This window comes from Thalassospira sp. TSL5-1 (assembly GCF_001907695.1).
Taxonomy (GTDB): Bacteria; Pseudomonadota; Alphaproteobacteria; order Rhodospirillales; family Thalassospiraceae; genus Thalassospira.
Genome location: NZ_KV880638.1, coordinates 784,129 through 798,748, shown reverse-complemented (window position 1 = coordinate 798,748; position 14,620 = coordinate 784,129). Strand labels below are relative to the sequence as shown.

13 protein-coding genes are annotated in these 14,620 nt (G+C 55.1%); 11 read left to right on the top strand and 2 right to left on the bottom strand.

Going from position 1 to position 14,620, the window contains the following annotated elements; all coding sequences use genetic code 11:
* Window positions 1–268 precede the first annotated feature (268 nt).
* On the bottom strand, window positions 269–622 hold the full coding sequence (locus LF95_RS13175) for a hypothetical protein (protein WP_215905683.1): 354 nt from the start codon (window positions 620–622) through the stop codon (window positions 269–271).
* A gap of 247 nt (window positions 623–869) precedes the next feature.
* On the opposite strand from LF95_RS13175, the gene LF95_RS13170 reads away from it, so the two are divergent.
* The 8 genes from LF95_RS13170 to xylB all read left to right on the top strand — a co-directional run bounded on the left by LF95_RS13170 (window position 870) and on the right by xylB (window position 8,207).
* Window positions 870–1,502: a hypothetical protein gene (locus tag LF95_RS13170; protein WP_073955521.1), complete on the top strand. Its 633-nt coding sequence runs from the start codon at window positions 870–872 to the stop codon at window positions 1,500–1,502.
* A gap of 331 nt (window positions 1,503–1,833) precedes the next feature.
* Window positions 1,834–2,583, top strand: coding sequence for a hypothetical protein (locus LF95_RS13165; protein WP_215905682.1), 750 nt, complete (start codon window positions 1,834–1,836; stop codon window positions 2,581–2,583).
* Between the two features lie 287 nt (window positions 2,584–2,870).
* Window positions 2,871–3,068 (top strand): twin transmembrane helix small protein, encoded by a 198-nt coding sequence (locus tag LF95_RS13160; protein WP_073955519.1) that lies wholly within the window; start codon window positions 2,871–2,873, stop codon window positions 3,066–3,068.
* Window positions 3,069–3,133: 65 nt separating this feature from the next.
* On the top strand, window positions 3,134–3,712 hold the full coding sequence (locus LF95_RS13155) for a cob(I)yrinic acid a,c-diamide adenosyltransferase (RefSeq protein ID WP_073955518.1): 579 nt from the start codon (window positions 3,134–3,136) through the stop codon (window positions 3,710–3,712).
* A gap of 234 nt (window positions 3,713–3,946) precedes the next feature.
* Window positions 3,947–4,696: an electron transfer flavoprotein subunit beta/FixA family protein gene (locus LF95_RS13150; protein ID WP_073955517.1), complete on the top strand. Its 750-nt coding sequence runs from the start codon at window positions 3,947–3,949 to the stop codon at window positions 4,694–4,696.
* Window positions 4,697–4,711: 15 nt separating this feature from the next.
* Complete coding sequence (locus LF95_RS13145) at window positions 4,712–5,647, top strand: electron transfer flavoprotein subunit alpha/FixB family protein (protein WP_073955516.1); 936 nt, start codon at window positions 4,712–4,714, stop codon at window positions 5,645–5,647.
* A gap of 35 nt (window positions 5,648–5,682) precedes the next feature.
* Window positions 5,683–6,570, top strand: a complete 888-nt coding sequence (locus LF95_RS13140) for a 3-hydroxybutyryl-CoA dehydrogenase (RefSeq protein WP_073955515.1) — start codon at window positions 5,683–5,685, stop codon at window positions 6,568–6,570.
* Between the two features lie 164 nt (window positions 6,571–6,734).
* The gene (gene xylB / locus LF95_RS13135; RefSeq protein ID WP_073955514.1) at window positions 6,735–8,207 is read left to right on the top strand and encodes a xylulokinase; all 1,473 of its coding nucleotides are present in this window, start codon (window positions 6,735–6,737) and stop codon (window positions 8,205–8,207) included.
* A gap of 20 nt (window positions 8,208–8,227) precedes the next feature.
* On the opposite strand, the gene LF95_RS13130 is transcribed toward xylB, so the two are convergent.
* On the bottom strand, window positions 8,228–8,782 hold the full coding sequence (locus LF95_RS13130; RefSeq protein ID WP_073955513.1) for a TlpA disulfide reductase family protein: 555 nt from the start codon (window positions 8,780–8,782) through the stop codon (window positions 8,228–8,230).
* 33 nt (window positions 8,783–8,815) lie between these two features.
* Between LF95_RS13130 and argH the strand changes: the two genes are divergently transcribed.
* From argH to LF95_RS13115, 3 genes are all read left to right on the top strand, one after another.
* Window positions 8,816–10,231 carry an argininosuccinate lyase gene (argH, locus tag LF95_RS13125; protein ID WP_073955512.1) on the top strand — a complete coding sequence of 472 codons (1,416 nt, stop codon included), beginning with the start codon at window positions 8,816–8,818 and terminating at the stop codon, window positions 10,229–10,231.
* 151 nt (window positions 10,232–10,382) lie between these two features.
* On the top strand, window positions 10,383–11,648 hold the full coding sequence (gene lysA / locus LF95_RS13120; RefSeq protein ID WP_073955511.1) for a diaminopimelate decarboxylase: 1,266 nt from the start codon (window positions 10,383–10,385) through the stop codon (window positions 11,646–11,648).
* 158 nt (window positions 11,649–11,806) lie between these two features.
* A complete protein-coding gene (locus LF95_RS13115; RefSeq protein ID WP_073955510.1) occupies window positions 11,807–14,509 on the top strand; it encodes a DUF4175 domain-containing protein in 2,703 nt (900 codons plus the stop codon).
* Window positions 14,510–14,620 lie beyond the last annotated feature (111 nt).

Below are 14,620 nucleotides of genomic sequence, written 5' to 3'. Positions count from 1 at the left end.
GGGGCCCATATTGAAATTGATCCTGCCGTCTTGGTAATCGCTCCGCACCGGAATGAAAAGCATCCAGATCATATCGGGCTGAAAATCAACCGGCCCACAACCGGCATTTTACCAGATCATCCCTCAAAGGGGCATGCCGCCCTTTGCCGATCCAGCCTTTCACGCGCATCATCAGAATCGCGACATGCAAAACGCACCAAGGCAGAGCCGTTTCGCGACACTGTTGGCAATGACCCGCTGCGCGGCCGGATCATTGCCCAAGCCACCCCTATCCCCGATTGACGCTGAAAATATTGGTCAGCGCCCGACTGGACAAGCCATAAGTCTGACGGATTTCTTCGCGGTTCATGCCCTTGGAATAATCGCCCATAATCATGGCCCGACGAATGGATTCCGACACCCCCCACGGTGACGGAATTTCGACATAGCCACTGCTGCTGGAAAAATGCAAAATCCGGTCATGCAACCTATGCGAGATATCCAGGTCCATTTTCCGGGCCAGATCGGCACGATCATTCTTCAGATAAATCTTGCGCCCTCCGTGCTTGTAAATAAATTCCAGTGCCACCCGAAACCCGAAATCCTCGATCAGCTCCGACACCAGCCACGGCATTGAAGCCATTATCAATGAACGGTTTTGGTTAAATAACTGCTCCAGTTTCGCAAACGCCACCTGATCGTAAATAGGAAAACCCTTAAACATATAACGGTCCATTTTACTGCCCTTGGTTATGGTTTCCACCTCCGACACACTAGAAGTATTCAGAGCTTAAACTCAGTGGAACAGTTCCCGTTATACGCGAAATTGGTTAATGCTATTTCTGTCGGCGAGCAAAATGCTCAGACAATAAATTTTTCAGGAGCACATCATGGATTTCACCCTTACCCTCAATTTCGACCCAAAAGACCTAGAAGTCATCAATGGCGCACAGCAGAAAGTTGCCCTGGCAAAACCGGTCAGCAATTCTTCGGCAAATGTGATCTGGGTGGCTTTCGACCCGTTTGAAAGCAATTCCATTCAGTGGTCGGAAGAATACTGGATTTATGCCTCGACCGCATCGGCCGGGAAAAACGGCGAAAAGATCACCAAATTGTCCGAAGTCCAGCCTGGCCCGGCCATGACCGGGTCAATCTACACCTTTGGTCAAACAGCAACCTTTGGCGAGCCGGTCAAAAATCCCACGATCGGTTCCGGGACTTTCGCCGCCCAAAACGACATGCCCTATGACAAATATCCCAGCCTGACCTTTGGTCTGTCACAGACAGCCCAGGTCAACCAGCAAATCCAGGATCGCAAACCGATTTCAGCCACATCGGTCCTCGCCACCCAGCAGATCCAGGCAACCCCTTACACCTACGTCTATATCTGGCTGGAAGGCCATTTCGAAAGCTCCACCATTGTCACCGACGTGACGGGCAAACAGACGGTTGCCAAATTTGGTGGCGGCGTGACGGAAATCGACATGTCCTATGACGGAAAAAGCGGCCTGTTTCATCAGTAAATAACAGCCTGACCGTTTCTGCCGATAAACCGGGGCCTCCCCTGCCCCGGTTTTGGCAGACCGACCATGTCTTCGTCATGAAAACATAAGCGAACAAACCTGAAGCCAGCGAACCCCGCGCTGGCTTCTTTTCTGTTTTTGCATGCCAACGTTTTTATTCTGGTTGACGCAAAACCCACAACTCAACCCAAGGTTACATAAAACTTGATCATATAGACGTACTGGTGCACGCTTTATGCCCAACTAACACTTAACGAACGACGAGACGAAGCAGGCATCATTTCGATCAACAGACAATTGCGTAACGACCGCACATCTGAACCAGAAAATCATGTTCAGCCCCCCCAAACGCAGGCCGGCTTCAACGTCTTTACGTCCAATCTGCAATATTACTCAGACAATAAATTTCTCAGGAGCCATCATGAATTTCACCCTCACCCTCAATATTACCCCCAAAGACCTCAACGTTATTTTTGACGCACGGCAGAAAGTCGCCCTGGCGAAACCAGTAAGCAATTCGTCAGCAAATGTGATCTGGACTGCCTTTGCCCCCTTCGAGCACAATTCCATTCAGTGGTCGGAAGAATACTGGATCTACGTTTCCACCTCATCGGCCAACAAAAACGGTGAACAAATCAAAAAAATGTCCCAAACCCACCCCGGACCCGCCATAACCGGGTCTATCTACACTTTTGATCAGAAGTCAGGCTTCAGTCAGCCAGTAAGAGATCCCAATGTGGGGGCCGATACCTTTGCCGCGCAAAACGACATGCCTTACGATCAATATCCCAGCCTGACTTTTGGCCTCGCACAAAGCGTTCTGGTCAACCAGAAGATTGAAGAACAAAATCCGATTTCGGCCGCCTCTGTGCTGGCCACCCAGCAGATTCAGGAAACCCCTTGCTCCAATGTATATATCTGGCTGGAAAGCGATTTCGGAAGCGGCACCATCATCACCGCTGACACTGATGCCAAACGCCTCAAAAACGTCAATGGCAAAAAGTCTGTTGCCAAATTTGGCGGCGGCGTGAACAAAATCGAAATGACCTACGATGGCAAAAGCGGCCTGTTTCTTCAATAAGCCACACCTCTAAGCCCGCGCCCGGCGCCAGCTTTTTTATGCCATCCATAATGCGGCAAAAATGCCAACTGCCCCACCAATGAATGCAGGTGAATGCAGGAATTTTTGCCTTCCCGTCACAGCAAACCTTGCCCTGCCCGACAGATTGACGCAGCATACCCGACCGGTTCCCAACCAGATGGGATATGGCGCACGCCATATCCCTGCAGCATCCTGTAACTGGCTAGGCACCTTGCTGAAATACCGTGCCAGATTACATGTCTGGCAGGTTTTAACGGAGAAGGAAGATGGCAGCGTTTTTGCAAATCGGTGTTTTGCTGGCGATGGCGGCTGTTGGCATCATTCTGGTGCTGGGCATTGTCACAATGGCCCGGGGCAAAAGTGCACGCACCTCCAATAAACTGATGCAGTGGCGCATCATCGCCCAGGCCGGCGCGATTGTCCTTCTGCTAATCCTTTCAGCCCTTGCCATCGGGCATCACTAGGGCAGAATGCTTCCTTCTGCCGGTAACGGGTTCGTCCACAAATCAACGGAAAACAATCCCACAACATGGTTCAGCTTACACGCATTTACACCAAATCAGGCGACAAGGGCAAAACCGCCCTGGGCAACGGAAAACGGGTTGCCAAAAACCATATTCGCGTTGCCGCCTATGGCACGGTGGATGAAACCAACGCCATCATCGGGGTTGCCCGCCTGCACAGTGCCAATCATGCCGACATCGATGCCATGCTCGCCCGTATTCAAAATGACCTGTTTGATCTGGGCGCCGATTTATGCACACCGGGTGACGGCAGCGATGACAGCCCCGACCAACCGGCCCTGCGCATTACCGCCCGCCAGACAGAACGGCTGGAGCAGGAAATTGATACCATCAATGCCGGGCTGGAACCGTTAAAATCCTTTGTCCTTCCCGGGGGAAGCGCCCTGGCCGCACAATTACATGTTGCACGAACGGTCTCGCGCCGGGCAGAACGCCTGATTGTCGAACTTTCCGAAATGGAAACCATCAATCCCGAAGCGGTCCGATATATCAATCGTTTATCGGACCATATGTTTGTCCTCTCGCGCCACGCCAATAATGGCGGCGAAGGCGATGTTTTGTGGCAACCGGGCCTGACACGATAGTGAAAAAGCTGGACGAAATCTCTGTTCAAGCCGGATTTTGTCCCTTATCAAGATGGGCAAGCGTTAAGTATTCCCAGTAAAGAAGTTACCGTTAACGTTAACCCCTTTACGTAAATTGACAATCCTGTGGATGGCAATTATTGTGCATCGCAGGGAAAACAGTAACACCGGGCGTATCAGGCCATTAAGGTTGATATGCTCATTGGTTAGACAACAAAAACGAACAGGTCTGTCATGAAGGTTCTTGTCGCCGTTAAGCGCGTTGTGGATTACAACGTCAAGATCCGTGTCAAACAGGACCAGTCAGGCGTTGAGCTTAGCAACGTCAAGATGTCCATGAACCCGTTTGACGAAATTGCCGTTGAAGAAGCCGTCCGCCTGAAGGAAGCCGGTACCGCCACCGAGGTGGTCGCCGTATCCCTGGGTGTGAAGCAGTCCCAGGAAACGCTGCGTACCGCCCTTGCAATGGGTGCGGACCGCGCCATTCTGGTCGAAAGCGACGATGAATTGCAGCCGCTGGCCGTTGCCAAGCTGCTGAAGGAAGTTGTGGCCAAGGAAAGCCCGGATCTCGTGATCCTGGGCAAGCAGGCCATTGACGATGATGCCAACCAGACCGGCCAGATGCTGGCGGCGTTGCTGGGTTGGCCGCAGGGTACCTTTGCCTCCAAGGTTGCTGTTGCTGATGGCAAAATGGATGTCACCCGCGAAGTTGACGGTGGCCTGGAAACGGTGAAGCTGGACCTTCCGGCGATTGTCACCACTGACCTTCGCCTCAATGAACCGCGCTATGCCTCGCTTCCGAACATCATGAAAGCAAAGAAAAAGCCGCTTGAGACCATGACACCGGCCGATCTTGGCGTTGAGACGGCACCGCGCCTCAAAACGCTGAAGGTGACGGAACCGCCAGTGCGCGAAGCAGGCATCAAGGTTGGCGATGTTGCCGAACTGGTCGACAAGCTTCGTAACGAAGCCAAAGTAATTTAAGCGGGGGCAGGTCCTATGAGCATTCTTGTTATTGCCGAACACGACAATACCGAATTGAAGGGCGCGACCCTTTCCACCATCGCGGCGGCCAAAAAAATTGGCGGCGACATTACGGTTCTGGTTGCCGGTGAAAACTGTGCCGCCATCGCCGACACGGCGGCCAAGGCCGAGGGCGTTTCCAAGGTTCTGCTGGCAGACAATGCCGCCTATGGCCACGCGCTGGCGGAAAACCTGGCAGGCCTGGTCATGGAACTGGCCGGTGATTACAGCCACATTCTGGCGGCATCATCGACCACCGGTAAAAACTTTATGCCGCGTGTTGCCGCCCTGAAAGACGTCGCGCAGATTTCCGACATCATCGATGTTGAAAGTGCCGATACCTTTGTCCGCCCGATTTATGCGGGCAACGCCCTTGCCACCGTGCAGTCCTCCGACAGCCTGAAACTGATCACCGTGCGCACCACGGGCTTTGATCCGGTCGCGGGCGAAGGCGGTTCGGCCAGCGTTGAAAACGTCTCGATTGCATCCGATTTTGGCAAATCCAGCTTTGTTGGTCAGGAATTGACCGAGTCGGAACGCCCGGAACTGGCGGCAGCCTCGGTTGTGATTTCTGGTGGCCGCGGCATGGGGTCAGCCGAAAACTTCCATCTGATCGAGCCGATTGCCGACAAACTGGGCGCAGCCATTGGCGCATCACGCGCTGCGGTTGATGCGGGCTACGCCCCGAACGACTGGCAGGTTGGGCAAACCGGTAAAGTTGTTGCACCGCAGCTATACATTGCGGTAGGCATTTCAGGTGCTATTCAGCATCTTGCCGGCATGAAGGACAGTAAGGTCATTGTCGCGATCAACAAGGACGAAGATGCGCCGATTTTCTCGGTCGCCGATTATGGCCTTGTTGCGGACCTGTTCGAGGCCCTTCCCGCACTGGCGAGTGAACTCGACAAATAGTCATATCCTTTTTGGATAAGGATGAGTGGGGAAACATGGCTTCATTGGAAGATATCAAAACAATCGGCGTAATCGGTGCCGGTCAGATGGGCAACGGAATTGCCCATGTGGTCGCACTGGCCGGTTATGACGTCCGCCTTCTTGACGTATCTGAAGAGGCGCTTGAAAAGGCGCTGGGTCAGATTGGCAAGAATATGGACCGTCAAGTCAGAAAAGAGATGATTTCAGAAGCAGACAAGGAAACGGCCCTGTCCCGGATTACCACCGGGGTGGAATATTCGTTCCTGTCTGATTGTGATCTCGTTATTGAAGCCGCGACCGAAAACGAAGAGATCAAAAAGCAGATCTTCAAGTCGCTGTGCCCGGTCCTGGGGCCGGACGCGATTATTGCGACCAACACATCGTCCATTTCGGTCACGCGTCTCGCATCCTATACCGACCGCCCGGCGAAATTCATGGGCATGCACTTCATGAATCCGGTGCCGCTGATGAAGCTGGTTGAACTAATCCGTGGCATCGCCACCGATGAGGCAACCTACCGCACCATTCATGAACTGACGAAGAAACTGGGCAAGGACACGGCAAGTGCCGAAGACTTCCCGGCCTTTATCGTCAACCGCATCCTGCTGCCGATGATCAACGAAGCCGTCTATACCCTGTATGAGGGTGTGGGCAATGTGCAATCGATCGACACCGCATTGCGCCTTGGCGCAAACCACCCGATGGGCCCGCTGCAACTGGCGGACTTCATTGGTCTGGATACCTGTCTGTCGATCATGCACGTCCTGCATGATGGCCTGGCCGATACCAAATATCGTCCGTGCCCGCTTCTCGTCAAATATGTCGAAGCTGGTTGGCTGGGCCGCAAGGTGGGCCGCGGTTTCTATGATTATTCCGGCGACGAACCAGTCCCGACCCGCTAATCTGGGCACACAAAAACATCAAAGGCCATCGTTCCCCGGGACGATGGCCTTTTTCATTTTGCCTGCCATCGGCATCATTGCCGAACTTTCACAATCAAAGAGGTTGATATTACGGGCTAAAGTTGTACTCCTGTAAGCAATAAAACCAGCGGGAGGCAGACCTCATGTTCATGGGAATCGATGTTGGGACATCAGCGGTCAAGGCGCTGCTGATGGATGACACCTCGGCCATCGTCGCCGAGGCCGATATGACCCTGCCGATTAGCAATCCGCAGCCATACTGGAGCGAACAGAACCCCGCCGACTGGTGGGAGGCCACCCTGCAGGCCATTGACCTGATCATGAAGGACAATCCGGCGGCCCTGGCAAAAGTCCGCGCCATTGGCCTTTCCGGACAAATGCACGGTGCCGTGGTTTTGGGGGCCGATGATACCCCGCTCCGCCCCGCCATTTTATGGAATGATGGCCGCGCCAAGGCCGAATGCGACGAACTGGAAACCGCCCTTCCCGGCCTGCCTTTGCGGGCTGGCGTGGTTGCCATGTCGGGCATGACCGCACCCAAAATCATGTGGCTGCGCAAGCACGAACCCGATGTGTTTGATGCGATTCGCACTGTCCTGCTGCCCAAGGATTATATCCGCCTGTGCCTGTGCGGGGAAAAGGCCACCGAAATGTCCGATGCGGCAGGCACCCTGTGGCTGGACGAGGAAACCCGCACCTGGAACGATGATGCCATTGCCGCCACCGGGCTTAACCGGGACCAGATCCCGGCCCTGTTTGAAGGCAGCGACCCCACCGGCACGCTGCGCACCGACCTTGCCGAACGCTGGGGCATGGCAAAGAATGTCATCATTGCCGGGGGTGGTGGCGACGCGGCAACCGGCGGCATGGGGGCCGGGGCCGTGACGCACGGGGCGGGCTTTATTTCGCTTGGCACCTCGTCACAGCTTTTTGTCGCCTCCGACCGCTATCGCCCAAAACCGGAATTGCTGCTGCACAGCTTTGCCCATGCCATCCCGGATCGCTGGTTTCAGATGGCAGTGCTGTTAAACGGGGCCAGTTGCCTGGCCTGGATTGCGAAAATTCTGGGTGAGACCGATATCGGCGACCTTCTGACCCGCACCGAGGCCCAGCATAAAAAACCATCCGACCTGATGTTTTTGCCTTATCTGAGTGGCGAACGCACCCCGCATAACGACCCGTATGCGCGCGGTGTTTTCTTTGGCCTCGGCACTAACACCAACCGCGAACATATGGTCCAGGCCGTGCTTGAAGGTGTTGCCTTTGCCCTGGCCGATGCACAATCCTGCCTGCATGCGGCGGGCACCTATTGCGAATTGCCCGGCGTCATTGGCGGGGGCGCGCGCAGCCTGTATTGGACGCAAATGATAGCCGATATTATGGGAACACCCCTTGCCCGCTATCAGGGTGGGGCCAAGGGCCCGGCCTTTGGTGCAGCAAGGCTGGCGCGGCTGGCCCTGCGCGATGGCACGATCGCGGAAATTTGCACCCCGCCCGCCATCGAAGACATTTTAACGCCCGACCAAAACCGCCACGCCCAATATCAACCCCGGCTGGCAAAGTTCCGCCGCCTGTATAATGCCCTGCGCGACGAATATCAGGACAACGCGGTTTAAACCGCGCTGTCCCCACACCTTCAATCCTCTGTCAGACGGGTGAAATAATCCACCACCGCCGGGTCGGTCCAGGGGGCAATGCCTTCGATATAACCGATGATATTGCCATCCCGCCCGATCAGAATGCTGGTGGGTAAACCGCGCACCTTAAAGGAACGTGCCATCACGCCTTTGGGGTCAAGGGCGGTGCTGAGATTATGGATGTCGTTTTCTTTATAAAACGTCTGTACATCCTTCGCCCCGCCCCGATCCTGGCTGATAGCAAGCACCCGAAACGGTTTATTGGCCATTTTATCGGCCAGCTCGTTCAAATCGGGCATTTCTTTTACACACGGGGCACACCATGTCGCCCACAAATTGACCAAAAGCACAGTGCCCCTGAAATCTTTCAGGTCGTGTATATTGCCGTTTTCATCGCTAAACGCCGTTTTATCGGGTAACGGGCCCGCATGTGTTTGGCTGTCAAGTTTGGAAAGTTCATCAGGGACATCCACATTGGCAAAGGCAGGGCTTGCATAAATGGCAGATATGGCGACAATCACGCCAAGTTTCATATATTGAAGCAGTGGCTTCACAACAAACACCTTTCAGACCAAAGCGAAAACAACATGACCGACCAGACCTCTGCCGACCAGAAAAACGCCAACGCCCTGTGGGGCGGTCGCTTTGAAGCAGGCCCTTCCGCCATCATGGAAGAAATCAATGCTTCGATCGGGTTCGATAAACGCCTGTATGCCCAAGACATTCAGGGGTCAAAAGCCCATTGCGCCATGCTGGTCAAACAAAACATCATTCCGGCTGAGGATGGCGATAAAATCATCGAAGGTCTAGACCGCATTCTTCAAGAAATCGAGAGCGGCCATTTCGTCTTTTCAACCGCACTTGAAGATATTCACATGAATGTCGAAAGCCGCCTGCGCGACCTGATTGGTCCGGCGGCAGGCCGCCTGCATACCGGCCGGTCACGCAACGACCAGGTTGCCACCGATTTCAAGCTTTGGGTACGCGACGTTGCCTTAAACGACCTTGAAGCCGGCCTTGCCGGGTTGCAGGAAGCCCTGATCGGCCAGGCGGAAAAGCATGTTGATACCGTGATGCCGGGCTTTACCCATTTGCAGGCAGCCCAGCCGGTGACCTTTGGCCATCATATGCTGGCCTATGTGGAAATGTTTGGCCGGGACCGCTCCCGCGTGGCGGACTGCAAGGCCCGCATGAACGAAAATCCGCTGGGCTCCGCCGCCCTTGCCGGAACCCCCTATCCGATTGACCGTCACTTAACGGCAGAAACCCTTGGCTTTGACCGTCCGACCGCCAATTCGCTGGATGCCGTATCGGACCGGGACTTTGCCCTGGATTATCTCAACGCTGCCTCCATTACCGCCATGCACCTGTCGCGCCTGGCCGAGGAAATGGTGATCTGGTGTTCGGCCCAGTTCAAATTTATCGGCATGTCCGATAAATTCTCCACCGGTTCGTCGATCATGCCGCAAAAGCGTAACCCCGATGCGGCCGAACTGATCCGTTCCAAAATCGGCCGGATTGTCGGCTGTTATAACTCGCTGATGCTGTCGATGAAGGGCCTGCCGCTGGCCTATTCCAAGGACATGCAGGAAGACAAGGAACCGGTGTTCTTTGCCCATGACCATTTGGGGCTGTGTGTTGCCGCCATGACCGGCATGGTCGCCGATATGAAGGTTTTTGCCGATAACATGCGCAAGGCTGCCGGCGCCGGTTACATCACCGCAACTGACCTTGCCGACTGGCTGGTGACCGAACTGGGCATGCCGTTCCGCGATGCACACCATGTGGTGGGGGCCACCGTGAAACTGGCCGAAACGCTGGGCTGTGATTTGGACCAGATCCCGCTGGAAGAACTCCAGAAGATCGAGCCGAAAATTACAGCAGCCGTTTTTGATGTGTTGACTGTGGAAGCATCGGTTGCGGCGCGCAAAAGTTTTGGTGGCACCGCCCCGGAACGTGTACGCGAGGCAGTTGCTGCGGCAAAGGAAAGGTTTTTAAAATGAAAGATCTGAAAATGACCCGCCCGGGCACGCGCGCGCTAATTTTGGCGCTGACAGTGACCATGGGACTTGCTGTTGCCGCATGTGGCAAAAAAGGCCCACTTGAACCGCCAACGGATGCTGGCAAAGATTATCCCCGGAGCTATCCCAGCCAATGAACCATTTTGACTATATTGACGGTGTTCTCAGCGCCGAAGGTGTTTCGATTCCTGACCTGGCAAAGCAGGTCGGCACCCCGTTTTATTGCTATTCCACTGCAACGCTTGAACGCCATTACAAGGTGTATGCCAGCGCGTTTGACGGGCTGGATGCCACGGTGTGTTATGCGCTGAAGGCCAATTCAAACCAGGCCGTGATCAAAACACTGGCAAGGCTGGGGGCCGGGGCCGATGTGGTGTCGGTTGGTGAAATGCGCCGGGCATTGCGCGCCGGTATTGCGCCGTCCAAGGTGATTTTTTCGGGCGTTGGCAAGGCCGATGCCGAAATGCGCGAAGCCCTGGAAGCAGACATTGCCCAGATCAATGTCGAATCGATCCCTGAATTGATCGAACTAAACCGTGTTGCCCTGGATATGGGCAAAAAGGCCCGCATCGCGCTGCGCATCAACCCACATGTTGATGCCAAAACGCATGAAAAAATCGCCACCGGCAAGGCCGAAAACAAATTCGGCATCGACTGGACCCGTGCGATTGAGGTTTACCGCGATGCAAACGCGATGGATGGTATCGAAATTACCGGCATTGCCATGCACATTGGTTCGCAATTAACCGACCTGACCCCGTTCCGCGAGGCCTTTACTCGCCTGGCTGGCCTGGTCGAGGAACTGCGCACCCACGGGATCGAGATTAAAAACCTGGATCTTGGTGGCGGGCTGGGCATTGCCTATCAGGGCGAAACACCCCCTCTGCCCGATGCCTATGGCCAGATGGTCCGTGAAACGGTGGGCCATTTGGGCTGCCATATCACGCTGGAACCGGGCCGCCTGATTGTCGGCAATGCCGGAATTCTCGTGGCGCGCGTCATGTATATCAAAGAAGGCGAAGCCAAGCGTTTTGTCATTCTGGATGCCGCCATGAATGACCTGATCCGCCCGACCCTGTATAATGCCTATCACGAAATCATCGCCGTGAACAAAACCGGCGACGGTGACGAGATGGCGACCGTCGATGTGGTCGGCCCGGTTTGCGAAACCGGCGATACCTTTGGCAAGGACCGTAAATTGCCCGATAACCTGCAACCGGGTGATCTGGTGGCAATCTGTTCGGCCGGGGCCTATGGCGCGGTCATGTCATCGACCTATAACACCCGCGCCTTAACGCCGGAGGTTTTGGTAAGTGGCGAGAAATTTGCCGTTATCCGCGAACGCCAGTCCATCGACGAACTGATAGGCCTGGATAAAATCCCGGGCTGGCTGGATTAAGGGCACCTTGCGCGACATCCGCCAAACAGCATGAACCTGACAAAGGACCGTGATTTCCGCGGTCCTTTTTCTATCTGCTCACACTCTCTTTGCTTGACCTTGCGTATTACCTGTCCACACTGTGAAGCAGGATCCACGACAGGACCGTATGCGTGAATATGTTGGTCACTTCCGCCCGGCTGGAACGCCGCCTGACGATTGCACGTCATATTCTGACGTGGGAAAAGGTATGGCCACGCCTGATCCCCGTACTGGCGGTCATGGCGACTGTTTTCGGTCTGGCCCTGACCGGTATTCTTGCCCTTCTGCCGCCGCTTGTTCATATCGCCCTTCTGGCCGTGGCCTTGATCGGCATTATTGTCGGCGCTGTCTTTGTCTGGCGGGCATGGCAAGCCCCCACCGCGTTTGAGGTAATGGCACGCCTGGAAGCTGCCAATCATTTGGCCCACACCCCAATCCAGAACCAGCGTGATACCATTTTACCATCGGACGATACGCTGACATCCTATTTATGGCAGCGGCAATTGCGCACAAACGCGGCACGAACCCAAAAACTGCATTTGCCGCGCCCGCGTGCCGTTCTGGCAAAAATGGACCCATTCGGGCTAAGTGTTATTCCGGTTTTATTGTTGTTTGTTGGAATCCTTAGCGCCAATGGCAAATATGGCGAACGCCTTAGCGCCGCCTTTGACCCGATCGGACGCCTTGGTACAGCCCAGTTTAGCGCCAAGCTGTGGGTAACCCCGCCAGCCTATACAGGTAAAATCCCCCGCACCATTAATCCGGCCACCGAAAACAACATCACCTATTTCACCGCCAATGACACCGGTTTTACTGCCTCCCGCACAACCGGCGGCGCAGCCGGTTCACGCTGGAACCAAAACCCAGCGCCATCAAACGAATTATCCGCGCAAAAGCGGGTTTCTTCATCTGGTGAAATCAATTACGGCTTTGGCACCTTGCGGGGCAACAACAACGCCAATGACAACCCCGATAACGCCAGGAACACAGATGCCAGCAACTCCAATCGGCATGTCCATTTGCGCGTTCCTGCGGGGACCCTGCTATCGGGCAATATTGTCAGTGCCTGGAAACCTACCCTGATCGCGCCGGACGGACATGAACGCGCCCTAGGGGAAGAAAGTGGCAATCATACCTATAGCGTGGCGACACCGCTGAATGTGCCGGGGGACTGGAATGTCACGGTTTGGGGTACCAGCCGCCTGACACTCAGCGTTGACATCATTCCCGATATGCCGCCAGTACTGGCATTTATCGCCCCGCCCACGGCAACCAAACGCGACCATGTGCATCTCGATTACATCGCCAATGATGATTATGGGATGCGCAAACTGGAACTTGTCGTCCGCCCGCGATTTGAGGCCACACCATCCGCCCTTTATGGCCGGACCGACGCCATCACCATCGACCTGACAGGGCCGCGTGCCGAAGATGAGAGCGATGATCGCATCGCATCAGACAATAGCGGGACGGTGACGGCCTCTGCTGTGGCTGGTACTGCTCCCGCGCCGGCCGCGCGCGAAGAATATTTGCCTGCGGTCAACAATTTACACGGGCCGTATTTTTTAAATCTCGTCGCGCATCCCTGGGCCGGGCTGCCGGTTAATTTACAACTGGTGGCGACCGATAATGCCGGACAAACAGCCAAAAGCGACATTCAGTCCATCGTTTTACCAGAACGAAAATTTACCCATCCCGTTGCCCGCAAGCTAATCGATATTCGCAAATTACTACTGCGCTATCCTGGCCGGGTCCGCGAATGGCGTAATAGCCTTTACCCCGTTTTGAACGCCCCGCAGGCTTATGGGGGTGATATTGGCATCTTTCTGGGGCTTTCGGTGGCAACAGCCCGTTTATCCGCGCATCTTGATGATATTGTCTATCAGCAGAATGTCGGCGAGCTTTTATGGCACATTGCCGAACAAATCGAACGTGGACAATATGGCCAGGCCGAACGCAACCTGATCGAGGCCGAAGAAAATCTGCTAAAGGCTCTGTCCAACCCAGACATCAGCGAACAGCAAATTTCCGACCTGATCGAACGCTATCGCCAGGCCCTGAATGAATATATGTCGGCCCTGGCCCAACAGGACCAGCCCCAACAATCGCAAAACGCCCCGCTTGGCAAAATGATCGAACAGCAGGACCTGTCGCGCGTGATTGACCAAATCGGCGATCTGATGCGTTCGGGGGCACGCAACGAAGCCCGCAACCTGATCGAACAACTTCGTCAGTTAGTAGAAAACATGCAAGTCAGCCCTGAAGGCCAGGGGGAGGACATGGCCCGCCCGCTGCGCCAGATGCTTGATGGCATGCGCGACCTGGCACGACGCCAGCAGGACCTGATGGACCAGGGCGACCAGCGCAGCAATGACGCCCCCAGCAGCCAAAGCCGCGCACGCAGCCAGCAACAGCTTTCAGATGACGCCAACGCCCTGACACAAAATGAAAGTTTTGACCGCTTTGGGCAGAGCAGCGGCCTGCAAAGCGCGATTGATGCCATGAAACGCGCCACCGAGGCCCTAACACACGGGCGCCAGCACGAAGCCCTGCAACAGCAACAACAGGCTCTGCAAAACCTGCGCAATGGCATCGGCACGCTCGGCCAGGCGCTTGAAGGTCTAAGCAAGATGATGCCGATGCTTGATGAAATGGGTACATCGGGCCAGCGCGACCCGCTGGGACGCCCGGTTGATGGCGGCAATGGTGTGCGTATCCCCGATGCCGACACCCTGAACCGGACCTGGCGCATCCTGCAGGAATTGCGCCGTCGCTCCAGCGATCCACAACGCCCTAAAATCGAACATGACTATATCGACCGGCTACTCAAGCGGTTTTAATGCGATTTGCCTTTAACAGCAAAAACCCCAAAGCATTGTCCCGGCAAGACGCTTCCCTGATAGACAAGATAAGGCAAAACAAAACAGGCGGCCCTGATACAAGGCCGCCTG